Source organism: Nonomuraea sp. JJY05 (assembly GCF_043496855.1).
Lineage (GTDB): Bacteria > Actinomycetota > Actinomycetes > Streptosporangiales > Streptosporangiaceae > Nonomuraea.
In genome coordinates, this window is sequence record NZ_JBIEIS010000014.1 from 70182 (window position 1) to 92135 (window position 21954).

Annotated in this window: 22 protein-coding genes; 17 read left to right on the top strand and 5 right to left on the bottom strand. The window is 71.8% G+C overall.

Going from position 1 to position 21954, the window contains the following annotated elements; translation table 11 throughout:
- The first annotated feature begins 3 nt into the window (after nucleotides 1–3).
- The 3 genes from ACFKCF_RS23230 to ACFKCF_RS23240 are packed head-to-tail and all read left to right on the top strand — an operon-like array spanning nucleotide 4 to nucleotide 1527.
- Nucleotides 4–360: a hypothetical protein gene (locus tag ACFKCF_RS23230; protein ID WP_394496572.1), complete on the top strand. Its 357-nt coding sequence runs from the start codon at nucleotides 4–6 to the stop codon at nucleotides 358–360.
- Between the two features lie 9 nt (nucleotides 361–369).
- Nucleotides 370–1014, top strand: coding sequence for a helix-turn-helix transcriptional regulator (locus tag ACFKCF_RS23235; RefSeq protein WP_394496574.1), 645 nt, complete (start codon nucleotides 370–372; stop codon nucleotides 1012–1014).
- A gap of 33 nt (nucleotides 1015–1047) precedes the next feature.
- On the top strand, nucleotides 1048–1527 hold the full coding sequence (locus ACFKCF_RS23240) for a DUF3291 domain-containing protein (protein ID WP_394496576.1): 480 nt from the start codon (nucleotides 1048–1050) through the stop codon (nucleotides 1525–1527).
- Here ACFKCF_RS23240 and ACFKCF_RS23245 read toward each other — a convergent pair.
- Entirely contained in the window at nucleotides 1473–2540 is a 1068-nt protein-coding gene (locus ACFKCF_RS23245) for a DUF3866 family protein (RefSeq protein ID WP_394496578.1), read from the bottom strand. The two genes, ACFKCF_RS23240 and ACFKCF_RS23245, sit on opposite strands and share 55 nt — an antisense overlap.
- A 38-nt stretch (nucleotides 2541–2578) precedes the next feature.
- On the opposite strand from ACFKCF_RS23245, the gene ACFKCF_RS23250 reads away from it, so the two are divergent.
- The 7 genes from ACFKCF_RS23250 to ACFKCF_RS23280 all read left to right on the top strand — a co-directional run bounded on the left by ACFKCF_RS23250 (nucleotide 2579) and on the right by ACFKCF_RS23280 (nucleotide 9788).
- Entirely contained in the window at nucleotides 2579–3553 is a 975-nt protein-coding gene (locus tag ACFKCF_RS23250; RefSeq protein WP_394496580.1) for a helix-turn-helix transcriptional regulator, read from the top strand.
- A gap of 13 nt (nucleotides 3554–3566) precedes the next feature.
- Nucleotides 3567–4544: a helix-turn-helix transcriptional regulator gene (locus ACFKCF_RS23255; protein ID WP_394496582.1), complete on the top strand. Its 978-nt coding sequence runs from the start codon at nucleotides 3567–3569 to the stop codon at nucleotides 4542–4544.
- Nucleotides 4541–4741, top strand: coding sequence for a hypothetical protein (locus tag ACFKCF_RS23260; RefSeq protein WP_394496583.1), 201 nt, complete (start codon nucleotides 4541–4543; stop codon nucleotides 4739–4741). Before ACFKCF_RS23255 ends, ACFKCF_RS23260 begins: the two co-directional genes overlap by 4 nt.
- 29 nt (nucleotides 4742–4770) lie before the next feature.
- A complete protein-coding gene (gene tatA, locus ACFKCF_RS23265) occupies nucleotides 4771–5100 on the top strand; it encodes a Sec-independent protein translocase subunit TatA (RefSeq protein ID WP_394496585.1) in 330 nt (109 codons plus the stop codon).
- A 31-nt stretch (nucleotides 5101–5131) separates the two neighbouring features.
- Nucleotides 5132–6016: a twin-arginine translocase subunit TatC gene (gene tatC / locus ACFKCF_RS23270; RefSeq protein ID WP_394496586.1), complete on the top strand. Its 885-nt coding sequence runs from the start codon at nucleotides 5132–5134 to the stop codon at nucleotides 6014–6016.
- A 16-nt stretch (nucleotides 6017–6032) separates the two neighbouring features.
- Nucleotides 6033–6932: a diacylglycerol/lipid kinase family protein gene (locus ACFKCF_RS23275; RefSeq protein WP_394496588.1), complete on the top strand. Its 900-nt coding sequence runs from the start codon at nucleotides 6033–6035 to the stop codon at nucleotides 6930–6932.
- Nucleotides 6933–7064: 132 nt separating this feature from the next.
- Nucleotides 7065–9788 carry a DEAD/DEAH box helicase gene (locus ACFKCF_RS23280; protein WP_394496589.1) on the top strand — a complete coding sequence of 908 codons (2724 nt, stop codon included), beginning with the start codon at nucleotides 7065–7067 and terminating at the stop codon, nucleotides 9786–9788.
- Between the two features lie 43 nt (nucleotides 9789–9831).
- Here ACFKCF_RS23280 and ACFKCF_RS23285 read toward each other — a convergent pair whose 3' ends face one another.
- Nucleotides 9832–10017, bottom strand: coding sequence for a hypothetical protein (locus tag ACFKCF_RS23285; protein ID WP_394496591.1), 186 nt, complete (start codon nucleotides 10015–10017; stop codon nucleotides 9832–9834).
- A gap of 519 nt (nucleotides 10018–10536) precedes the next feature.
- On the opposite strand from ACFKCF_RS23285, the gene ACFKCF_RS23290 reads away from it, so the two are divergent.
- The 3 genes from ACFKCF_RS23290 to ACFKCF_RS23300 all read left to right on the top strand — a co-directional run bounded on the left by ACFKCF_RS23290 (nucleotide 10537) and on the right by ACFKCF_RS23300 (nucleotide 13449).
- Nucleotides 10537–12240 (top strand): ABC transporter ATP-binding protein, encoded by a 1704-nt coding sequence (locus ACFKCF_RS23290; RefSeq protein WP_394496592.1) that lies wholly within the window; start codon nucleotides 10537–10539, stop codon nucleotides 12238–12240.
- 282 nt (nucleotides 12241–12522) lie between these two features.
- The gene (locus tag ACFKCF_RS23295; protein WP_394496594.1) at nucleotides 12523–13092 is read left to right on the top strand and encodes a TetR/AcrR family transcriptional regulator; all 570 of its coding nucleotides are present in this window, start codon (nucleotides 12523–12525) and stop codon (nucleotides 13090–13092) included.
- Between the two features lie 186 nt (nucleotides 13093–13278).
- Entirely contained in the window at nucleotides 13279–13449 is a 171-nt protein-coding gene (locus ACFKCF_RS23300) for a hypothetical protein (RefSeq protein WP_192785540.1), read from the top strand.
- A 140-nt stretch (nucleotides 13450–13589) separates the two neighbouring features.
- Here the strand turns inward: ACFKCF_RS23300 and ACFKCF_RS23305 are convergent, their stop codons facing one another.
- The 3 genes from ACFKCF_RS23305 to ACFKCF_RS23315 form a co-directional block, all read right to left on the bottom strand.
- Entirely contained in the window at nucleotides 13590–15008 is a 1419-nt protein-coding gene (locus ACFKCF_RS23305; RefSeq protein WP_394496595.1) for an RNB domain-containing ribonuclease, read from the bottom strand.
- 27 nt (nucleotides 15009–15035) lie between these two features.
- On the bottom strand, nucleotides 15036–15359 hold the full coding sequence (locus tag ACFKCF_RS23310) for an STAS domain-containing protein (protein WP_394496597.1): 324 nt from the start codon (nucleotides 15357–15359) through the stop codon (nucleotides 15036–15038).
- Between the two features lie 213 nt (nucleotides 15360–15572).
- Complete coding sequence (locus ACFKCF_RS23315) at nucleotides 15573–16157, bottom strand: TetR family transcriptional regulator (protein WP_394496599.1); 585 nt, start codon at nucleotides 16155–16157, stop codon at nucleotides 15573–15575.
- 140 nt (nucleotides 16158–16297) lie between these two features.
- On the opposite strand from ACFKCF_RS23315, the gene ACFKCF_RS23320 reads away from it, so the two are divergent.
- From ACFKCF_RS23320 to ACFKCF_RS23335, 4 genes are all read left to right on the top strand, one after another.
- Nucleotides 16298–17005, top strand: a complete 708-nt coding sequence (locus ACFKCF_RS23320) for a hypothetical protein (protein ID WP_394496600.1) — start codon at nucleotides 16298–16300, stop codon at nucleotides 17003–17005.
- Between the two features lie 215 nt (nucleotides 17006–17220).
- Nucleotides 17221–18651, top strand: a complete 1431-nt coding sequence (locus ACFKCF_RS23325) for an RICIN domain-containing protein (protein ID WP_394496601.1) — start codon at nucleotides 17221–17223, stop codon at nucleotides 18649–18651.
- Nucleotides 18652–18770: 119 nt separating this feature from the next.
- Nucleotides 18771–20843, top strand: a complete 2073-nt coding sequence (locus ACFKCF_RS23330) for an alpha-galactosidase (protein ID WP_394496603.1) — start codon at nucleotides 18771–18773, stop codon at nucleotides 20841–20843.
- Between the two features lie 99 nt (nucleotides 20844–20942).
- The gene (locus tag ACFKCF_RS23335; protein WP_394496604.1) at nucleotides 20943–21761 is read left to right on the top strand and encodes an ACT domain-containing protein; all 819 of its coding nucleotides are present in this window, start codon (nucleotides 20943–20945) and stop codon (nucleotides 21759–21761) included.
- Nucleotides 21762–21954: the final 193 nt, after the last annotated feature.

Sequence of the window (21954 nt, forward strand, 5' to 3'; positions counted from 1 at the left end):
CTCATGATCCGCGCATTCCTGGTCCTCGTCTCCGCCTTAGCCGTCCTCGTCGGCGGTGCCACGGCCGCCTCCGCCTCCGCCGGCCCGCCCTTCTGCAAGGGCGTCAAGAAGCCCTGCGTCGTCGGCGGCGACGCAGGCGCGACGTGGGTGAACACCTCCGCCTCCAGCAAGGCCCAGGCGAAGGCCGTGGCCGCCCGCGTGCTGAAGAACGCCGAGGCCGCCTACCGCCGTTACCACGCGCCCGAGTCGGTCGACATCTGGGTGATCAAGAAGGGGGCGTGCTGGCGCAGGTACGGCAACGTCCCGTCAAACGCCAGTCGCGCGTGCACGTACAAGCACGTGGAGCGCAGGCTTTCATAGACTCCCGTTGTGAGTAGCGACGACCTCGACGCGCTGGCCCTGCTGCACGACCCCGTACGCCGCAGCCTGTACGCGGCAGTGGCGGCCCGCGGCGGCGACGTGGGCAGGGGAGAGGCGGCCGAGGCCGCGGGCGTCTCCAGGACCCTCGCCGGCCACCACCTCGACAAGCTCGTCGAGGCCGGGCTGCTGGAGAGCGGATTCCGGCAGCAGGAGAAGAAGGGGCCGGGCAGCGGCCGGCCCGCCAAGGTCTACCGCCGGGCCAGGGGCGAGCGGGCGGTGAGCCTGCCGCCGCGCGACTACGCCGCGCTCGCCTCCGTCCTGGCCGAGGTCGTCGACGCGCTCGGCGCCGAGGAACGCGCCGAGCGGGCGGCGCGCGAGGCCGGCGCCCGGCTGGCCAAGGGGCACGCGGGCGAGCCCGTCGAGCAGGTGCTCAAGGAGCGCGGTTACGAGCCTTACGAGGAGGGCGGTGCGCTGCGGCTGCGCAACTGCCCCTTCCACGTGCTGGCCGAGGAGCAGCCGCTGCTGGTGTGCTCCATGAACCTGGCCCTGTGCCAGGGGCTGCTCGAAGGGCTCGGCGACGAGCCGGGCAGGGCCAGGCTCGACCCGCGGCCGGGGGAGTGCTGCGTCTCCCTCTCTAAAACAAATGAGGATTGACATAGAAGACGGAGGGGTGGTGTGCTGAGCGTCATGCATCTCGCTGAGCTGAACATCGCCCATCTACGCGCGCCCATCGACAGTCAGGAGCTCGCCGAGTTCGTCGCCCTCCTCGAGCCCGTCAACACCCTCGCCGACGAGGCCCCCGGGTTCGTGTGGCGGCTGAAGGAGAGCGAGAGCGACCCCACCGCCACCGTCATCCACGACTACGGCGACCATCTGCTGATCAACTTCTCGGTGTGGGAGTCGCTGGACACCCTGTGGAACTACGTCTACCGCAGCACGCATCTGGACGTGCTGCGCCGGCGCAGGGAGTGGTTCCTGCGCATGGCGGAGCCGTACATGGTGATGTGGTGGATCCCCGAGGGTCACATCCCGTCGCTGGCCGAGGGCATGGCGCGGCTGCAGCGCCTCAGGGCCGAGGGGCCCAGCCCCGAGGCGTTCACGTTCAAGGACTCCTACGACAGCAGCGAGGCCGCCAGCCTGCCCGCCGCCGCCGAGGCCACGAAGTAGGCCAGGTCCTCCTCCAGGCCCCTGCCCATCGTCGACAGGCGCACCGGTGACCCGCGCAGCGCCTCGTGCAGGCCCTCCACCGGCACCGGCACCAGGCGGTGCCGTACGGCCAGCAGCTCGGACTGGTCCCTGACCCGCTCGCCGAACTCCCCGGGCAGCCGCGGCACCGGCACGTCGGCGGGCGTCAGGGCGACCCGGCCGTAGGCGGTCAGCGAGTGGTGCGAGACCCCGTAGTGGCGCTCGCGCCGGTCGCCCTCGCTGACCCGCAGCGCCGCCACCGGACGGCCGCGCAGCACGCCCGCCGCGTTCACCGCCTCGCCCGCCGACACCCCGGAGAAGCCCCACTTGGTGCCCGTGCCCAGGTTGCCGGGGCCCTGCGCGACGATCGCCACCTCGGCCTCCAGCACGTGCCGGGCCGCCAGCAGCCCGGTGTGGACGGTGACCGCCTCCACGTCGCCGCCGAACGACTGCCCGACCGTCACCACGCCCGCCAGCCAGCCGATCTCCCGCAGCCGGGCCGCCGCCATCGAGAACCACACCGGCAGCGCGCCGCCGTCCTGCATCACGTACGCCACCCGCGTGCCGGGCCGGTCGGCGTACAGGCCGCACAGGATCGGCGCCAGCGCCGAGTGCAGGTCGGCCACCACCACCGGCATCCCGTCGAGGGAGTCGGCCTCGCGCAATCTGTCATGATGCGGGGAGTCCTGCTCGTCGGCGCCCAGCACCGTGGCCTGCAGCGGCGTGTAGCGGGCCTTCACCAGGTGGCCCGGACCGGCGGGATCTTGCGGCAAACGGTTCGGGACGGCCACCACCATGGCGTAACCTCCCGTACCGAGACCCATCGCGAGTGCCGTCGTGTTGAGCAGCACCTCGTCGCCGGGTTCCGGGCGGCCGACCAACGGCGGATAGGCCAGCGCCCGGCACTCCCCCTCGGGGACGGCGACGTCCAGCTCCACCGCTCCCGGCCACTCGCGTCGGATCCGTACAACCTCGCCCTTGCGCCATCTGATCACGGGGGCAGGGTAGCGTCGATGGAGGAGGAGTGAGGCAGATGTCGCGCCGGAAGACCGAACGGTTGCTCAATCTGGTGATCTGCCTGCTCGCCACCCGGCGGCCACTGTCGGCCGAGCAGATCCGCCAGGCCGTCCCCGGCTACGACCGCGATGGCGACGAGGCGTTCCAGCGCATGTTCGAGCGCGACAAGAACGAGCTGCGCGAGATCGGCATCCCCATCGACGTGGTGCGCGACCCCTGGGAGGACGAGCCGGGCTACCGGATCGAGCGCGAGTCGTACGAGCTGCCGGAGATCACCCTGGAGCCCGACGAGGCCGCCGTGCTGGGCCTGGCCGCGCAGGTGTGGCAGCGGGCCAGCCTGGCCGAGGCCGCCTCGGGGGCGCTGCTGAAGCTGCGCGCCGGCGGCGTGGCCACCGACCAGCCCGTCGGCGCGTCCATGGGCGGAGTCATGGGCGGGGGCGCGCTGGAGCTGCGCGTGGACACCCGCGACCCGGCCTTCCCCGCGCTGTGGGACGCCGTGCGCGACCGGCGCGTGGTGCGCTTCGACTACCGCGGCGCCGGCAGCGAGAGCGTGCGCGCCCGCACCGTCGAGCCGTGGGGCGTGGTCAGCCGCAACGGCCGCTGGTACGTGGCCGGGTTCGACCGCGACCGGCAGGCGCCGCGCGTCTTCCGGCTCAGCCGCGTCACCGGCCAGGTCACCGTCATGGGCAGGCCCGGCGCGGTCGAGGTGCCCGAAGGGGTCGATCTCCGGGGTATGGTCGGCTTTCCCGACGACTCGACGGACGAGCGGGCGGCCGTCGTGCGCGTACGCCAGGGCACGTGCGAGGGGCTGCGGCAGCTCGCCTCGGCCGTGCGCACGGGGGACGACGGGTGGGACGAGGCCGAGCTGCCCTTCACCGACCCCGAACGCCTGGCCGGCTGGATGGCCAGCCTCGGCGCCGACGTGGAGGTCGTCGAGCCGCCGGACGCCCGCGAGGCCGTCATCCGCCGACTGAAGGGGGCAATGGCATGACAGAGGAGCTGAGATGAGCGGGTCGGCCGACCGGCTGCCCAGGCTGCTGGCGCTGGTGCCGTACCTGATGTCCCACCCGGGGGCGCAGGTCGACGAGGTGGCCGCGGTGTTCGGGCTGAGCGAGAAGCAGCTCATCGACGACCTGCAGCTCGTGTGGATGTGCGGCCTGCCCGGCCACACCCCCGGCGACCTCATCGACGTCTCCTGGGACGGCGGCGAGATCATCATCGACAACGCCGAGACCATCGCCAGGCCGCTGCGGCTGGGCATCGACGAGGCCAGCGCGCTGCTGGTCGCCCTGCGCATGCTGGCCGCGACCCCCGAGCTGGCCCTGCCCGACAACGGGGTGCCGGGCGACGCGCTGACCCGCGTGACGGCCAAGCTGGAGCGGGCCGCCGGCGAGGGCGCCGCCACCCTCAGCAGCCAGCTCGCGGTCGACGTGGACGCCGCCCCCGACGCGCTGCCGCGCGTGCGCGAGGGGCTCACCAGGGGTCGCCGGCTGTCGCTGCGCTACTACGTGCCCGGGCGCGACGAGGTGACGCCGCGCGAGGTCGACCCCACGCGGGTCGTGGTCGTCGACGGCCGCACCTACCTGGAGGGCTGGTGCTACCGGGCCGAGGCGATGCGGCTGTTCAGGCTGGACCGGATGCTCGGCGTGGAAGTGCTCGACGTGCCCGCCGACCCGCCGGCCGAGGCCGAGCCCATCGACGTCACCCGGGGCGTCTTCCGGCCCTCGCCCACCGACGAGCTGGTCGAGCTGGAGCTCAGCGCCGCCGGGCGGTGGGTGGCCGAGTACTACCCGTGCGAGCAGGTCACCGAGCTGGGCGAGGGGCGGCTGCGGGTGTCGCTGCGGGCCCGCGACGAGGACTGGATCCTCAAGCTGGCGCTGCGCCTGGGCGACACCGGCCGGGTCGTCTCACCCCCTGAGATGGCCGAGACCGTCCGCCAGGAGGCCGAGCGGGCCCTGGCCCTGTACGCTCACCAGTCATGACGTGGATCTACGTGGCGGGCGGGCTGTGCGTGGCGGGCTTCGGCGTGGTCGGGTTCGCGGGTGCCCGCGTCGTCGTGGCGGCACGTACCCTGAAGAGGGAAATCGCCGAGGCGACGGCCCAGCTGGAGCCGAGGCGGGCCAGATTGGCGGGCCAGGGGGGTGAGACCACGCCCCAGGCAGCGTACGATCGTGGCTGAAACAGGCACTCGCTAGAAAAGGGCGTTTCATGTCGCAACTCGGAGTCCCCGAACTTCTGATCATCGCGCTGGTGCTCGTCCTGCTGTTCGGTGCGAAGAAGCTGCCCGAGATGGCCCGCGGCGTCGGCAGGTCTCTGCGCATCTTCAAGTCCGAGACGGCCAAGCTCCGTGAGGACGACGACGACACCCACACGGTGCAGGCTCAGGCGCAGGCCCCGGCTCAGCCGCAGCCCCAGCCGGCGCAGCCCCCGCAGATCCAGGCCACCCCGCTGTCGGCGGAGGAGCAGGCCAGGCAGCTCGAGGAGCAGGCCGCCCGGCTGCGCGCCAGCGCCGCCTCCCAGGCGGACAAGCGCGTCTGATCCCATCCCTTCTTCTCACCTGGACTGTTAGATGGCGCTGCTCAAACGGTCGAGTCAGCCCGCAGCCGACCCCGAGGGCCGCATGCCCCTCATGGAGCACCTGCGCGAGTTGCGCAACAGGTTGCTCATCGCGGCCGTCGCCGTCGTCGTGGGCATCATCATCGGCTGGATCTTCTTCGATCCGGTCTGGGCGTTCATCAAGGAGCCCTTCTGCGAGACGCCGCAGGCCCAGCAGCTGCGTGTCGGCGAGTGCACGCTGACCTACGGCGGCATCTTCCAGTCGTTCTTCCTGACGTTGAAGGTCTCGGCGATGGTGGGCGTCGTCGTGTCCTCGCCCGTCTGGCTCTACCAGGTCTGGGCCTTCGTCACCCCCGCCCTCTACCGCAACGAGAAGCGCTACTCGATCGCCTTCCTCGGGCTGGCGATCCCGCTGTTCCTGATCGGCGCCATCCTGGCGTACGTGATCATGGACACCAGCCTGGCCATCCTGCTCGGGTTCGCGCCGAGCGACACCGTGGCCATCATCCAGATCGACGAGTACGTCAGCTACGTGCTGATCATGCTGGTGATCTTCGGCATCTCGTTCGAGCTGCCCCTGCTGCTGGTGTTCCTCAACGTCATCGGTGTGCTGCCGCACGCCACGGTGAAGAAGTACCGCCGCTGGGTGATCTTCTCCATGTTCGTCTTCGGCGCGGTCATCACTCCGGGCGGCGACCCGCTGACCATGATGGCGCTGGCCATGCCGATGATCGTGCTCTACTTCCTGGCCGAGCTCTTCATGTTCATGCGCGAGAAGCGCAGGCCCGCCACCGAGGACTTCTCCCACCTGTCCGACGACGAGGCCTCCCCGCTGCTGGAGGACTCCGCTCCGCTCGACGACGAGCGTCCCGGTGAGGATTCCGGTACGGCGCGATAGGCGATAAGTTCCGGGCGTGTCCCCTCAACTCGCCCTGCTCGTCAACCCCGCCGCCCGCGGCGGCCGTACGCTGCGCCTGCTCGAGCCCGTGGCGCGCCGGCTGCGCGCCGGCGGGGCCGAGCTGTCGGTGATCGTCGGCGACGACGCCGCCGACGCCCTCGCGCGCGCCTGCACCGCCGTGGCCGAGCGCCCCGACGCGCTCGTGGCCTTCGGCGGCGACGGGCTGGTGCACCTGGCCGTGCAGGCCGTGGCCGGCACCGACGTGCCGCTCGGCATCATTCCCGCCGGCACCGGCAACGACATCGCGGCCGCGCTCGGCGTGCCGTGCGGCGACCCCATCGCGGCGGCCCGCGCCGTGCTGCGCATGAAGTCGCGCCTGGTGGACGTCGCCCGGATCCGGGCCGGGCGGGCGGACGAGCTGTTCGCGGGGGTGATGTGCTGCGGGTTCGACTCGCGGGTCAACGAGCGGGCCAACCGGAAGACGTGGCCGCCGGGGATGGCCCGGTACGTGGTGGCGACGGTGGAGGAGCTGCGTTCGTTCCGGCCGATCCCGTTCCGGGTGACCCTCGACGACGCTGAAGTGATCGAACGCGAGGCCATGCTGGTGGCGGTGGCCAACACGCACTCGTACGGGGCGGGCATGCGGGTGTGCCCCGACGCGCGGCCCGACGACGGGCTGCTGGACGTGATGATGCTGGGCGCGGTGTCCAAGGCCGAGTTCCTGCGGGTCTTCCCGAGCGTCTACCGGGGGACGCACGTCGGGCATCCGGCGGTGTCGGTGCGGCGGGTGCGCAGCGTGCGGCTGGAGGCCATGCCGGGCGACACGGACGTCCTCGCCTACGCCGACGGTGAACGCGTGGGCCCGGCGCCGGTCCACTGCGAGGTGCGCCCCGGGGCGTTACGGGTCATCGTTTGAAATCTACAATGTAAAGGCGCCCGCTCGGCCGCTCCAGGGCCGAGCCCCGTCGAGAGGGACGGCGACCCGGGAGAGAACCGGCCGGAGCACTGAGGGACCGACCAGAAAGGCGATTTCGGTAGGCTGGAGGGTATGACAACGCCAGCGGAACGCTATGCGGCCTTCCGTCAGAGACATGGGGACGACGGGGCCGCGGTGAGATCGTTCCGAGGTCTCTACGACTTCGAGCTGGACGACTTCCAGCTAGACGCCTGCCGCGCCCTGGAGGCCGGAGACGGCGTGCTGGTGGCGGCGCCCACGGGGTCGGGCAAGACGGTGGTGGGCGAGTTCGCCGTCCACCTGGCCTTGGAGCAGGGCCAGAAATGCTTCTACACCACCCCCATCAAGGCGCTGTCCAACCAGAAGTACAACGACCTGGTCAAGCGCTACGGCACCCACAAGGTCGGCCTGCTGACCGGTGACAACAGCGTCAACGGCGAGGCCCCCATCGTCGTCATGACCACAGAGGTGCTGCGCAACATGCTCTACGCCGGGTCGGCGACCCTGGCGGGGCTCGGGTTCGTGGTCATGGACGAGGTCCACTACCTCGCCGACCGCTTCCGCGGCGCGGTGTGGGAAGAGGTGATCATCCACCTGCCGGAGTCGGTGCGGCTGGTGGCGCTGTCGGCGACGGTGAGCAACGCCGAGGAGTTCGGCGAGTGGCTGGGCGAGGTGCGCGGCGACACCACGGTGATCGTGGACGAGCACCGTCCGGTGCCGCTGTGGCAGCACATGATGGTCGGCAACCGGCTCTACGACATGTTCGTGAACGACGACCTGACCCTGCGCGTCAACCCCACGCTGATGCGGGTGACGCGTGACGCCGAGCGGCTGACGGCCGGGCGGGGCAGGCGCGGCTACGGCAGGCCGCAGCGTTCGCGCCCGCCGGACCGGGTGCAAGTGATCGAGAAGCTCGACGCCGAGGGGCTGCTGCCGGCGATCACGTTCATCTTCTCCCGCGCCGGGTGCGACGCCGCCGTCCAGCAGTGCCTGTACGCCGGGATCCGGCTCACGACCGACCGCGAGCGGCACGAGATCAGGCAGCTCGTCGACGAGCGCACCGCGCACCTCCCGGACGAGGATCTGGCCGTCCTGGGCTACCTGGAGTGGCGTGACTGCCTGGAGCGCGGGCTGGCCTCGCACCACGCGGGCATGCTGCCGGCCTTCAAGGAGGTCGTGGAGGAGCTGTTCACGCGCGGGCTGGTCAAGGCCGTGTTCGCGACGGAGACGCTGGCCCTGGGCATCAACATGCCGGCCCGCAGCGTGGTGATCGAGAAGCTCGACAAGTGGAACGGGGAGACCCACGCCGACCTCACGCCGGGCGAGTACACCCAGCTGACCGGGCGGGCGGGGCGGCGCGGCATCGACGTCGAGGGCCATGCGGTGGTGCTGTGGCAGCAGGGCATGGATCCGCTGTCGGTGGCGGGGCTGGCCGGCACGCGTACGTATCCGCTGCGGTCGAGCTTCCAGCCGTCGTACAACATGGCGGTCAACCTCGTCGGGCAGTTCGGCCGGGAGCGGGCCAGGACGCTGCTGGAGGAGTCGTTCGCGCAGTTCCAGGCCGACCGGGCGGTGGTCGGGCTGGCCAAGCAGCTGCGCAAGCACGAGGAGGCGCTGGAGGGCTACCAGGAGGCCATGACGTGTCACCTGGGAGACTTCCCCGAATACGCGGCGCTACGCCGCAGGCTCTCCGATCGTGAGGCCGAGCTGGCCAGGCAGCGTGGCGCGGCGCGCCGTGCGGCCGCCGTGCGGTCGCTGGAGGCGTTGCAGCCGGGTGACGTCATCCGGGTGCCGGGCGGGCGCCGGGCGGGGCTGGCGATCGTGCTCGATCCCGGCCGCAACCCGCGCGGTCAGGGGCCGAGCCCGCTGGTGCTGACGATCGGCAAGCAGGTCAAGAAGCTCGACCCGGCGGACTTCCCCGTCCCGGTCGAACCGCTGGAGAAGCTGCGCATCCCGAAGAACTTCAACGGCCGCTCGCCCAAGGAGCGCGCCAACCTCGTCTCCACGCTGCTGGCCAAGCTCGGCGACCGCGACCTGGGCAAGCCGGCCAGGGCGCGCGACCACACGGTGGAGGACGACGAGGTCAACGAGCTGCGCCGGCTCATTCGCCAGCACCCGTGCCACGGCTGCGACGAGCGTGAGGACCACGCCCGCTGGGCCGAGCGCTACTACAAGCTGCTGCGCGAGACCGAGGGGCTGCGCCGCCGGGTCGAGGGGCGCTCGCACGTCATCTCGCGCACGTTCGACCGCATCTGCTCGGTGCTGGAGCAGCTCGGCTACCTCGAGGGCGAGGCCGTCACCGACGAGGGCCGCCGGCTGGGCCGCATCTACACCGAGCTCGACCTGCTGACCGCCGAGTCGCTGCGCAAGGGGCTGTGGGAGGAGCTCGACCCGGCGGAGCTGGCGGCGTGCGTGTCGGCGCTGGTGTTCGAGGCGCGGGCCTCCGATGACGCGCGCCGTCCGAAGGTGCCCGCCGGGCGGACGCAGGAGGCGCTGACGTCGATGATCCGGCTGTGGGGGGAGCTGGAGGGCATCGAGTCCGACCATGGGCTGTCCACGATCAGGGAGCCGGATCTGGCGTTCGCGTGGGCGGCGTTCCGGTGGACGAAGGGGCACAGCCTGGACGCCGTCCTCCGGGACGGGGTCAACGGCAACGAGCTGGCGGCCGGTGACTTCGTACGGTGGGTCAAGCAGCTGATGGACCTGCTCGGTCAGCTGGGCAACGCGGCGCCGCCCGGCAGCAAGATCAAGCAGACGGCCGGCAAGGCGGTCGACGCGATGCGGCGCGGCGTGGTGGCCTACTCCTCGCTCACCTGACCTTCCGGAAAGGTCCGACCCGCCCTCTCCCCGAGGGCGGGTCTCAGGAGTCCTTGCTGATCGCGCCGATCGTCAGGAGCAGCCCCGCGACGCCCACCACGCCGCTCACGACGGTCAGGGCGGTGCCGTCGAGCACCAGGTGCAGCAGGCCGAAGTTCTTGCCGAAGAAGTGGTCGGCGATGAGGCCGCCGAAGCCCTGGATCATGAGGATGACGCCGAGGAATGCCATGCGCCCATGATCCCGGGCGCAGACGTCCGATCCATCGGACCAAAGTATCGGGTGACCTACACCTTGGAACCAGTTCTGAGCAGCATCCTTTGGGATTACCGTTACCCGAATCAGCGGTTCTTTTTATTTACGCTCGATTTAACGGCCGCAGGCAACGGCCTTTGTCGGGCGGTTTCGCTGGTCAAGTTCCTTTTAAATAGGCGATATCTCGTGCTTTGTCGCATTTCGGGTGCTAACGTGCGATTTGTGCAAGTCAGCAAACGGGGGAGGAATCATGGCTGGTCCTCAGCTCACCAGGATGGACTTCCAGCAGGGTTGCTGCCGTCGCCGTAGGCGCTGGCGTTGCGGGTGGCGCGGTTGGCGCTGCCGCTCCCGGCGCTGGTGGTGGGGGTGGTAAACCGCTCCCGTGAGAGCCGGTGGCCTGGCCGCCGGCTCTCATTGACTGTCTCCGGCCGCGAACTCGCTCCGGCGATTTCCATTCGCCGTACTTTTCGCGAGTTCTGGCCGGACACCCGCGGGTTGCGCCGCCTATTCGCGGCCGGCGTCGTGTTCGCCGTCGTGGCCGCGCTCTGCGAGGTCGCCGCGATCCGCCTGTTCGGCCACATCACCGACGAGGTGCTGACCACCCGGCAGTTGGGCGAGTTCTGGGTTCCGGCGCTCACCTGGCTCGGACTCGCCGCGATCGCCGGGCTGACGTCCTTCGCGGCGACGTACGCCACCGCGCTGGGCGCCGAACGGTTCCTGCTGGCCCTGCGCGACCGCGTCTACGCGCACCTGCAGACGCTCGCGCCGGACTTCTCGGAGAACCGGCGCCTCGGCGACCTGATGGCACGGCTGACCGACGACATCGAGGCCATCGAGGAACTCGTGGGGTCCGGGCTGGTCAAGGCGCTCACCACGGCGGCCAGCGTGGTGTTCTTCGCCGGGGCGGCCTTCTTCATCCGCTGGGACCTCGCCCTCGTCACGATGGCGCTGATCCCGCTGTTCCTGTTGGTGTCGAAGGCGTTCGCGGGCAAATTCAGAACGGCCGCGGCCCGGGAGCGCTACAGCAACGGCGCCATGAACAGCGTCCTTGAGGAGGGGCTGGCCAACCAGCCGCTCGTGCAGGCCTACAACCGGCAGGAGGCCGAGTCGGGCCGCCTGCACCGCGAGGGCGGCATGTGGCTGCGCGCCAACATGGCGCAGGCCTGGCTGTCCGGCCTGTACGGGCCCACCGTCCAGGTCATCGAGACCGTCTGCCTGATCGTCGTCCTCGGCTTCGGCGCGTGGGAGATCGCCGCGGGCCGGTTGACCCTGGGCGGCCTGCTGGCCTTCGCCGCGTACCTGGCACTGCTGTATCCGGCGGTCCAGGCGCTGGGAGAGCTGGCCCTGACGGTGTCGGAGGCCGCGGCCGGGTCCGACCGGGTCATCGAGATCCTGAAGGTCAGGCCCGCCGTCACCGACGCTCAGGACGCCGTGCCCGCCGGGAGGAGCCGGGGCCTGGTCGAGTTCGACCGGGTCACCTTCACCTACCCGAGGCGGGGGCGGCAGGTGCTGCGGGACGTGACGTTCACCGCCTCGCCCGGCAAGGTCGTCGTCCTGACCGGGCCCAGCGGGGTGGGCAAGTCCACGCTGGCCAAGCTGATGCTGCGGTTCTACGACCCGGAAGCGGGTCGCATCCTGCTGGACGGGACCGACATCCGGCGCCTGACGCGGCAGTCGCTGCGCGAGAACATCACGATCCTGCACCAGGAGACCCTGCTGTTCTCGGCGTCCGTACGCGACAACATCGCCTACGGCCGCCCGGACGCCTCGCCGGAGGAGATCGTCAAGGCGGCGGAGGCGGCGGGGGTGCACGAGTTCGCCGAACTGCTGCCGCAGGGCTACGACACGCCGGTGGGGCAGCGGGGGCGGCTCCTGTCCGGCGGTCAGCGGCAGCGGATCGCCATCGCCAGGGCCATCCTGCGGGACGCGCCGGTGCTGGTGCTCGACGAGCCCATGACGGGGCTGGACGAGGCCACGGCCGCGCAGGTGATGAAGCCGCTCCTGCGGCTCATGGCCGGGCGGACGACGCTCCTCATCACGCACGACCTGCGGTTCGTGCCGGAGGGGGCGCGCATCGTGGAGCTGTCGCCCGTGCCCAGGCAGGAGCGCATCCGCCTCAAGCGTTTCGCCCACGCAAACCCGCGCCCGCTGAGCCCGGACCGCCCCTCCCTGACCGACCACCGGACCTCACCCCCCTGACCGCCCCGCTCGCGAGCACCCGCCCTTTCGGGGGCGGGTGCTCTGTTGTCCGGTGCTGGAGGCGTCGGCTCTTGGAGCGGGCGGACGGTGGCACACTCCACGGCCGACGGCCAGGGAAGGGGGTCGCTCGCCGGGCGGGTGGCGTTGGGGGCGCCGGCGGGCCGACGCGCCTGGCACTGACGTCGGCGGGCGGGTGGGAGAGTGATCGGGAGGGGTGCGGAGGCAGAGGGGTGGTCGATAGAATCGGAGAGATCCCTCCGGTTGTTGAAGGCAGGTTCGTTCATGGGCGACGACCACAGCTCCGCCCGGCCGCTGCGGGCCGACGCCCGGCGTAATCGGGAGCGGGTGCTGCAGATCGCGCAGGAGGCCCTGGCCAGTGACGGCCTGACGATCTCCTTCGACGAGATCGCGCGGCGGGCCGGGTTCGGGGTGGGCACCGTCTACCGGCACTTCCCGACCAAGGAGGCGCTGTTCGAGGCGGTGCTGCTGGGGCGGATCGAGCGGTTCGTGGCCGACGCCCGCGCGCTGGCCACGGCGGAGGACCCCGGGAAGGCGTTCTTCGCCTGGTTCGCCAAGGTGGTCGAGCAGGCCTCGGGCAACCAGGCGCTGTGCGACATGCTGGACAGCGGAGCCGGGATGAAAGTCTCGCTGCAGGACGATCTCGGCAGGGCCGTCGCCCGATTACTGGTCAGGGCGCAGCGGGCCGGGGCGGCGCGCGGGGATCTGGCGGGGGAGGACGTGCTGGATCTGCTGCGCGGGTGCCTGGTGGCCGAGCGCAGGGCGCGGGCCAGAGGGGCGGCGGTACGGATGGCGGACGTGATCTGCGACGGGATGCGGGTGAAAGGGGCCTGAGTCCCAGAACGGGAGACTGACCGGCCGGTCAAAGCGGTGTCGTCATTCGTTCACGGAACGTCACCTTCGGGGCAGTTTTTCAGCGGATCGTGTTGGAAATCCCCATGTCAGAGACATCCTCGGACGCACTCGCCGAGGCCCGCCCCTCGGTAGTCCGGCCGGCCCCCGTTCGGAGGTAGCCACCACATGTTCGCCCTTGTCGCCGCCCTGCTGTTCGTGCTCGCCCTCGTCTTCGAGATCGCCGGCCTCGCGGTCGGCAGCGTAGTCACGGTCGCCACGCTCGGCACCGCCGGGCTGCTCTGCGTCGCGCTCCACCTCATGGGTGTGGGCGCGGGGTGGAGCGTGCTGAAGAAGTGACGCCCACCGCGGGGCCGCGCGCGGAGCAGGCCGTGCGCGGTCCCGCAGGTCGCCCTGGCACCAGGTCGCCCTGGCACCAGGTCGCCCTGGGTTCAGGTCGCCCTCGCTCCGGGTCGCCCGGGGTTCAGGTCGCCTGAGGGTCACGTCGCCAGGGTGAAGCGGACCTCGCGGGTGGCCGGGTCGGCCTGCGTCAGGCGTACCGTGACCTGCTCGCCGAGGGGGAGCGGGCCGTCGCAGCGGGCGATCACGGCCGGGTCGACGAGCTGCACCTGCCCGCCGCCGCGGCGCTCGTCCACGTCGATCACCACCGCGTCGAACGCCTGCCCGATCCGCTCCCGCAGCAGGAACGCCTCCACCAGGTCCACGCACGCCCGCTCCACCGCCCCGGCGCGCCGCCCGGTGGAGCTCATGACGGCGGGCAGGGCCGCCAGGCCCGCCCGGATGTCGAACGGCACCGGCACGCCCGCCGCGACCGCCAGGCACACCTCGGTCGCGTACCGGTCGACCAGGCGCCGCAGGGGCGCCGTGACGTGCGCGTACGGCGCCGCCACCGCCGCGTGCTCGGCCAGCTTGGGAGGCGCGCCGTCGAAGGCCACGTAGCCCGCGCCGCGCAGCAGCACCTTCGACTCGTGCAGGAACGCCGCCTGCTGCGGGTTCTTGGGGTCCAGGTCGTGCACCACGGCCCCGTAGGCGGCCCCGTCGGGCCAGGGCACCTCCAGCGCCTGGGCCACCCGGCGGACCTTGGCCAGGTCGTCGGCGTGCGGCCGGGGCAGCACGCGCAGGATGCCGATCTCGGCGTCGAGCATCATCGAGGCCGCGGCCATGCCGGTCAGCAGGGAGATCTGCGCGTTCCAGGCCTCGGCGGGCAGCGGCATCCGGAACTCCAGCCGGTAGGCGCCGTCGCCGTCGGCGACCACCTCCTGCTCGGGGGTGGGCAGGGTGACGCCGCCGCGCTCGCGTTCGAGGGCCAGCCGCAGGCGGCCGATCTCGGCCAGCAGCCCCAGGACGCCGTCGGCGGTGCCGGTGTCGACGGCGGCCTGCACGTAGGTGTAGTCGAGGCGCTCGCGGCTGCGGACGAGCGCGCGCTGCACGTCGGCGCCGACCGTGCGGCCGTCGGCGTCGAGGTCGATGCGCCAGACCGCGGCCGGCCGCAGCGCGCCGGGCAGCAGGCTGGCCGCGTCCTCCGACAGGACCTTGGGGTGCAGCGGCACCTTGCCCGCGGGCAGGTAGACGGTCTCGCCCCTGGCGCGGGCCTCGGCGTCGATGAGGCCGCCCGGCCGGACGAACGCGCCGACGTCGGCGATGGCGTACCAGACCCGGTAGCCGGCGCGCAGCCGCTCCAGGTGCACGGCCTGGTCGAGGTCCATCGAGCCGGGCGGGTCGATGGTGACGAACGGCACGTCGGACAGGTCCTCGGCGTCGAGCCGCGGCACCCGCGCCACCCACGCGGCCTCGTCGAGCACGGCGCGGGGGAAGTCGTCCGGCAGGTCGAGCTCCCGCCTGACGCGTTCGAACCCGTCCTCCAGCTTCAGGGGTATCTGATCGGGAACCTGAATCACGCCTGCCAACCTACAGGTGGCGGGTGTTCAGGTGAGGCGCCCCTCCAGGCCGGTGAGGCGCAGCAGCCGCCGCAGGGCGGGCGGGACGCCCGTGAGGCGCAGCGGCGTCCGCTGGGCCCGCGCCTGGTTGTGGGCGCAGACGAGGACGCCGAGCCCGGCGGCGTCGATGAAGGCCAGCCGGCTCACCTCGACGACCAGCGCGACCTGTTTGTGCGGGGCGCGCCCCGCCTCCTGCAGCAGGTCGAGCAGGTGGGCGCGCAGGAGCTCCGTGGTGGCGATGTCGAGCTCGCCGGACACGCTGACGGTCAGGGTTCCGTTGCGGCGGGTGGTGGTCAGGTGGAGTGGCTCCATGAATCGGCTCCGCGCTCTGTCAGGGCCGGGAACCTCCTGCCGGTTGCGCGGGCCAGCCCTTGCGTTGGGCACCTGATGCCATGATGGCGTCACTGAGCGACAGTGTTCGCCACCGAGTGTACATGTCTGTTCAGAGCTGAACGGTGATGCAGGGGACAGTACTAATCCGCCAGGATAACAATTCCGGTTACCAGATGTAAAAACATCACACCATTAGCGGACTTCCAGCCCGAGAAGGATGAGATCGCACAAAGCGGTGAAGTCATCCTCGATGCCCGGCCGGCTCCATTCGGCGGCGTGCGCCGGGTTGTGGAAGCGTACCGCGGCGTGGAAGACGGCTCGGGCCGTGGCGGCGGGGTCGGGGGCGGCGAACTCGCCCCGCGCGACCCCGGCGTCCACGATCCGCCTGACCTGGCCGACCAGATCGGCGACGTGCCGCTCGACGACCTGGCTGGACTCGTTCACCAGCGCCACGTACGTGGCGAACAGCTCGGGGTCGTCGAGCGCCCGCCTGCGCTTGGAGCGGAACAGCGCGCCCAGCCATTCGCGCAGCCGCACGCCTGCCGGGGCGTCGGAGGCCGGCACGGTGGCCAGCTCGGCGTGCGCCTCGTCGAGCCAGCGCTGGGTGACGGCCTCGCGCAGGGCCGTCTTGCTGGGGAAGTGCCGGTAGACGCTGCCGTGGCTGACGCCGAGCGCCCGGGCGACGTCGACGACCGTGGCCTTGGCCGGACCGTATCGGCGCAGGACGTCCTGGGCCGCGGCGAGGATCTGGTCCGGTGTCAGGATGCCATCTGTCACCTTTCCAATTCTGTCAGCCACCGGGGTATACACGATCCCGCGGGTGCGGCTGACATATTTGCAGAAATTTGTGCATTCGTGCGGTCAGATCACACTACGCTGCTACCGCTGTCAGGTACGAGGGGAAAGCAAAGAACATCGTGTGGATCGCAGTCGCAGTGCTGGCCGCCATTGTCGTGGGGGCGATGGTCTGGTGGTTCCGCCGTGACCCGGTCGGCCGCGTCGCCGGCGACACCGGCAACACGTTCGAGGCGGACATGGACCTCGGGATCCCGGCGGAGGCCGAGCCCGCGTTCATGGAGGGCCTGCGGGCCTACCCGCTGCGGGTGGGCGGCAGGCGGGGGGTGCTGACGACGTACGAGCCGCCCCGGCTGATCTCGTTGCACCTGCTCGCCGACGCCTTCGCGGCCAGGAGGGACGCCGCGCTGCACGATCCGCAGGGCACGGTCGTGGCCCTGATCGCGCACCTCGGGGCGGTGGAGCGGCCGGGGGTGCTGCACCTGCGCGAGGACTGGCTGGAGGGCGAGGTGGACGGCATGGACCGGGCCGCCTTCGCCGAGGCGGCGCGCGAGGCCGTGTCCGGCGAGTGCCCCTGGTCGGCCGACCCCGCCATTGGAGCGTTGCAGGTCACCGTGCGTGAGACCAACACGATGATGCTGGACCTGGCCAGGGTGCTCGAGCTGTACCGGGAGGCCCGGGAGGAGCGGCCCGAGGCCACCGCCGGGGAGTTGCTGCGCGAGGTCATGCCACGTCTGATCGCCACCGGTGGGCCGGGGCTCACCTGGACGAAGCCGCCCACGCAGGAGGACCTGCGTATCGTGCTCGGCGGCACGCCCGAGCCAGCCTGACGACCGGTTGCGCCGGGCACGCCCGGCTCGGCGCATATTCGCAGGTCAGCACCCATTAGGTGAAAGTTTCAGCGCCGATTGACAGCGGGAAAGCGCTTACCTATGTTGTGGCGTGTTCGGTCACACGTATGGCAGCCACATATGTGAACGGATTCTCGCTGGGGGGACACGTTGCAGGCCGCGAGCGGCCTGCCGGGCCGGCAAGGAGCTGAATCGTGCGACAGAGAACCAACGGCAGAACAGCGGCGGTCATCGCGGGCGTCATCGCCCTGACGGGCACGGCAGTGGTCGCGGTGGCCTCCGCGGCCGCCGCCGCCCCCGCGCCGGGGGCGTACACGGTGGTGAACAACGGCAGCGGCCTGTGCCTCACCGTGCCGGGATCCAGCACGTCCGACGGGGTCCAGCTCACTCAGAGCGGCTGCGGCGGCGCCGCTCAGACCTGGAACCTGGCCGCAAGCGGCAGCGGCTACACCCTCAAGGCCGCCCACAGCGGCAAGTGCGCGGGCGTGCAGGACGCCAGCACCTCCGCGGGCAAGGCCGTGCAGCAGGAGAGCTGCTCCGGCGCCTCGTCGCAGACGTGGTCGCTGCCCGAGTCGGGAGCCACCGTCAGGATCGTCAACGCCAACGGCGGCAAGTGCCTCAACACCAAGGACAACTCCACCGCCTCCGGCGCCCTGGTGCAGCAGAACTCCTGCGACTCCGTGGCCACCAAGCAGTGGCGGCTCGTCCCCGCCGGCAGCAACCCGACCAGCCCGCCCACCGACCCGCCGCCGACCACGCCCCCGGGCAACGCCAACGGGCTGGTCGGCTGGGCCACGCAGGGCGGCGGCACGACGGGCGGCGGCAACGCCTCGCCGGTCACCGTCAACAGCGCCTCCTCCCTGACCAGCGCGCTGTCGGCGAGCGGCGCCTCGGTGATCCGGGTGTCGGGCACGATCTCCTGCTCGGGCATGCTGAAGGTGGCCTCCAACAAGACCGTGCTCGGCAACTCGGGCGCGACGATCGTGGGCTGCGGGTTCAACATCTCCCAGGCCTCGAACGTGATCGTCCGCAACCTCACCTTCCGCGACTGGGGCGACGACGCCATCAACGTCCAGTACTCGACCCGGGTGTGGCTCGACCACAACTCGTTGAGCCACGGCAACGACGGCGCCATCGACATCAAGCGGGCCAGCGACTACGTCACCGTCTCGTGGAACAAGTTCTCCAACCACGACAAGACCATGCTGCTGGGCCACAGCGACGACAACGGCGGCGAGGACCGCGGTCACCTGCGCGTGACGTACCACCACAACTGGTTCGACGGCACCAACCAGCGCCACCCGCGCGTGCGCTTCGGCAACCCGGTGCACGTCTACAACAACTACTACGGCAGCGTCGGCAGCTACGGCGTGGCCTCGACCGAGGGCGCGGGCGTGCTGGTCGAGGGCAACTACTTCGAGAACACCGAGGACCCGTTCCACCTGGGCGAGGGTGACTCCGGCCCCGGCACGCTGGTCGCGCGCAACAACCACTTCGTCAACTCCGGCAGCGGCCAGAGCGGCGGCAGCGTCGGCTCGATCCCCTACCCCTACTCGCTCGACACCGCCTCCAACGTCAAGTCCGTCGTCACCGCGGGCGCCGGCGCCGGACGGATCTCCGTCTGACGCCCGCCTCCCACGCGGCCCCTCCGGCTCCCGCCCCGGAGGGGCCGCCCCATGATCGAGCCAAGTGTCCTGTTCGTGTAGGTTCGCGTCGTAACGCTGAGCTGAACGAGGAGCCTGACTTGTCACCCCTCATCCTCTCCGCCGCGGGGGCCGCCCTGGTCCTGGACGCCGCGGGACCCGGGCTGCCCCGCGTGCGCCACTTCGGCGCCGACCTCGGGTCCGCGACCGGCGCCGACCTGACGCCCGCATTTGCCTCCCTCACCGCCGCGCCGCCGCTGCTGCCCGCACATGGAGACAGCTGGTACGGCAGGCCGGGCCTGTCGGGCGGCCGGGACGGCGAACACTGGCCGGTGCGCTGGACGCTGGACCGTTTCGACGCGGACGCGACGCCCGGCCGGGGCGGCACGGTCACCGTCGCGGCCTCCGACGCCCGCGCCGGCCTTGAGCTGGTCAGCGAGCTGGCCATGGACGCCGGCGGCCTGGTGACGATGCGGCACACGCTCACGAACACCGCCGCGGCCCCGTACCGGCTGGAGGGGCTGGTCTGCGCGCTGCCGGTGCCGGCGCGCGCCGGCGAGTTGCTGGACTTCACCGGGCGCTGGGCGCTGGAGAAGGTGCCGCAGCGCAGGGAGTTCGGGTACGGCGTGTGGTCGCGGGAGAACCGGCGCGGCCGGACCGGGCACGACGGCACGGGCCTGCTGGTGGCCGGGACCGCGGGGTTCGGGTTCCGGGGCGGCGAGGTGTGGGGGGTGCACGCGGGCTGGAGCGGCAACCACGTCCACTACGCCGAGCGGCTGGCGGAGGGCCCGGCGCTGGTGGCGGCGGGCGAGCTGCTGGAGCCCGGCGAGATCGTGCTGGCCGAGGGGGAGAGCTACCGCACCCCGCTGGTGTACTTCACCTGGTCGGGCGGCGGGCTGGACGAGGCGAGCGCCCGGCTGCACGACCACCTGCGCGCCGCCGGCCCCCTGGGGGTCCGCCCGGTCACGCTGAACAACTGGGAGGCCACCTACTTCGACCACGGCCTCGACCGGCTGCTGGAGCTGGCCGACAAGGCCGCGGCGGCGGGGATCGAGCGGTTCGTGCTCGACGACGGCTGGTTCCGCCACCGCCGCGACGACCGGGCCGGGCTCGGCGACTGGTACGTCGACGAGGGCGTGTGGCCGAACGGCCTCAACCCCCTCGCCGAGCACGTGCGCAAGCTCGGCCTGCAGTTCGGGCTGTGGTTCGAGCCGGAGATGGTCAACCCGGACTCCGACCTGCTGCGCGCGCACCCCGACTGGGTCCTCGGCCAGGCCGACCGCATGCCGCCGGCGTATCGCAACCAGCAGGTGCTCGACCTGGCCAGGCCCGAGGCGTACGACTATCTGCTGGAGCGCCTGGACAGCCTGGTGAGCGAGTACGAGCTCGACTACATCAAGTGGGACCACAACCGCGACATCGCCGAGCCGGTGCACGACGGGGTGCCCGGGGTGCACGCCCAGACGCTGGCCGCCTACCGGCTGCTGGACGAGCTGCGGGCCCGCCACCCCAAGCTGGAGATCGAGTCGTGCTCGTCGGGCGGCGCCCGCATCGACTACGGCGTCCTGGCGCGCACCGACCGGGTGTGGACCTCCGACAGCAACGACGCGCTCGACCGGCAGGCGATCCAGCGCTGGACCGGGCTGCTCGTGCCGCCGGAGCGGATGGGCAGCCACGTCGGCGCCCCGCAGGACCACATCACGGGGCGCTCGCTGCCGCTGGCCTTCCGCGCCGCGACGGCGCTGTTCGGGCACATGGGCGTGGAGTGGGACCTGACCTCGGCGAGCCAGGCGGAGCTGGAGGAGCTGGCCGAGTGGATCGCCCTGCACAAGCGGCTGCGGCCGACGCTGCACGCTGGGCGGGTGGTGCGGGCCGACCACCCGGACCCGTCGGCGCTGCTGCACGGGGTGGTGCTGCCGGAGCGCGGGGTGTTCGCGTTCGTCCAGCTCACTTCCAGGGTCGCGATCGGGCCCGCGCCGCTGCGGCTGCCCGGGCTCGACCCTGCGGCGACGTACGAGGTGCGGGTCGCGGGCCCCAAGCCCCGCGCGGCCGGGCTGCCGGAGTGGACCTCGGGCCCGGTACGGCTGAGCGGCGCGGTCCTGGGCGAGCTGGGGCTGCCCGCTCCCGCGCTGCGGGCCGAGTCGGCGCTGGTCTTGGAGGTCGAGCGGGTGTAAGCCACCTGTCATGAACGGGCCATGCGGTTAGGGCGGTTTAATGCCGCCGCAACCGCGCCGTTCGTGATCACGAAACACGCCCCGCACACACTGAGGTGCATGAGCGATGCACCCAAGGTGATGAACGGCAATCGACGCTCCTGGCGGCGAGAGATCGTCGAGCTGGCCGCGCTGTTCCTCGCGGTCGGCCTGGCGCACCTGCTCGCGACCCTGCTCGGCCACCGCGAACCGGGTCCGGTGGTGATGGTCGGGCTGGGGGCGGCGTTGATCGTGGGGGCGGCGGTCCACAAGCGGATGGGCCGCCGCCCCGTACGCAAGGTCCCCGCGCTGCCCGTGGAGGAGGGCGCGGGGGCGGCCATGGTGCTGTGGCGCATCCGCATGCGGGTGGTGGAGCGGCCGGGGCGGCTCGCCGCGGTGGCGGGGGCGTTCGGGCGGCTGGGCTGCAACATCCTGGCGCTGCACATCGCGCCGACCGGGAGCAGCGCGATCACGCCCGCGGGGTGTGACGCGCTGGACGAGTTCGTCATCGAGGCGCCGCCGGGGCTGGCGCTGGAGGCGCTGGCCGGGGCGCTGAGCGAGGCGGGCGGGCATGACGTCGTGATCGTGCGCGCGCAGGTCAAGGACCTCACCGATCCCGGCGTTCAGGCGCTGGTGCTGGCTCAGCGGGTGAGCGCGGACCCGGACCGGCTGCCCGAGGCGATGGCGGAGCTGCTGCGGGTGCCGGAGGTGGAGTGGCGGCGGCCGGGTGACACGGTGGACGAGGGGGCCGAGCTCAACACGACGATGGTGATCTCGGTGAATCCGGACCGGGCGCTGCTGGTCCGGCGTCCGGAGCTGCCGTTCACGCCTACGGAGGCGGCCAGGGCGGCGGCCCTCACGGCCGCCGCCCGCCAGGCCCGCTACAGCGGCTCATCCTGACCCCGCACCGCGCCTGGACGCCGGGCGGATCGGCTCCTCGGGCGCGCGTTGCGCCGGGCAGCGCCGCACCACGTCTCGCCGACCCGGCGCCTGGAGGGGCGGCTCGCGGGGTCTGGAGGGCGCTCAACGGACGGCGCCGGTGGCCGGGTGGTGAGTGGTTGGGTGGCCCGCCCCGGGCAGCGAGAGGGTGGGC

Coding starts and splice junctions, on each gene's coding strand:
- ACFKCF_RS23230 (WP_394496572.1), top strand. CDS start 4: ATGATCCGCGCATTCCTGGTCCTCGTCTCCGCCTTAGCCGTCCTCGTC.
- ACFKCF_RS23240 (WP_394496576.1), top strand. CDS start 1,048: ATGCATCTCGCTGAGCTGAACATCGCCCATCTACGCGCGCCCATCGAC.
- ACFKCF_RS23250 (WP_394496580.1), top strand. CDS start 2,579: ATGTCGCGCCGGAAGACCGAACGGTTGCTCAATCTGGTGATCTGCCTG.
- ACFKCF_RS23255 (WP_394496582.1), top strand. CDS start 3,567: ATGAGCGGGTCGGCCGACCGGCTGCCCAGGCTGCTGGCGCTGGTGCCG.
- ACFKCF_RS23260 (WP_394496583.1), top strand. CDS start 4,541: ATGACGTGGATCTACGTGGCGGGCGGGCTGTGCGTGGCGGGCTTCGGC.
- tatA (WP_394496585.1), top strand. CDS start 4,771: ATGTCGCAACTCGGAGTCCCCGAACTTCTGATCATCGCGCTGGTGCTC.
- tatC (WP_394496586.1), top strand. CDS start 5,132: ATGGCGCTGCTCAAACGGTCGAGTCAGCCCGCAGCCGACCCCGAGGGC.
- ACFKCF_RS23280 (WP_394496589.1), top strand. CDS start 7,065: ATGACAACGCCAGCGGAACGCTATGCGGCCTTCCGTCAGAGACATGGG.
- ACFKCF_RS23285 (WP_394496591.1), bottom strand. CDS start 10,017: ATGGCATTCCTCGGCGTCATCCTCATGATCCAGGGCTTCGGCGGCCTC.
- ACFKCF_RS23295 (WP_394496594.1), top strand. CDS start 12,523: ATGGGCGACGACCACAGCTCCGCCCGGCCGCTGCGGGCCGACGCCCGG.
- ACFKCF_RS23300 (WP_192785540.1), top strand. CDS start 13,279: ATGTTCGCCCTTGTCGCCGCCCTGCTGTTCGTGCTCGCCCTCGTCTTC.
- ACFKCF_RS23310 (WP_394496597.1), bottom strand. CDS start 15,359: ATGGAGCCACTCCACCTGACCACCACCCGCCGCAACGGAACCCTGACC.
- ACFKCF_RS23335 (WP_394496604.1), top strand. CDS start 20,943: ATGAGCGATGCACCCAAGGTGATGAACGGCAATCGACGCTCCTGGCGG.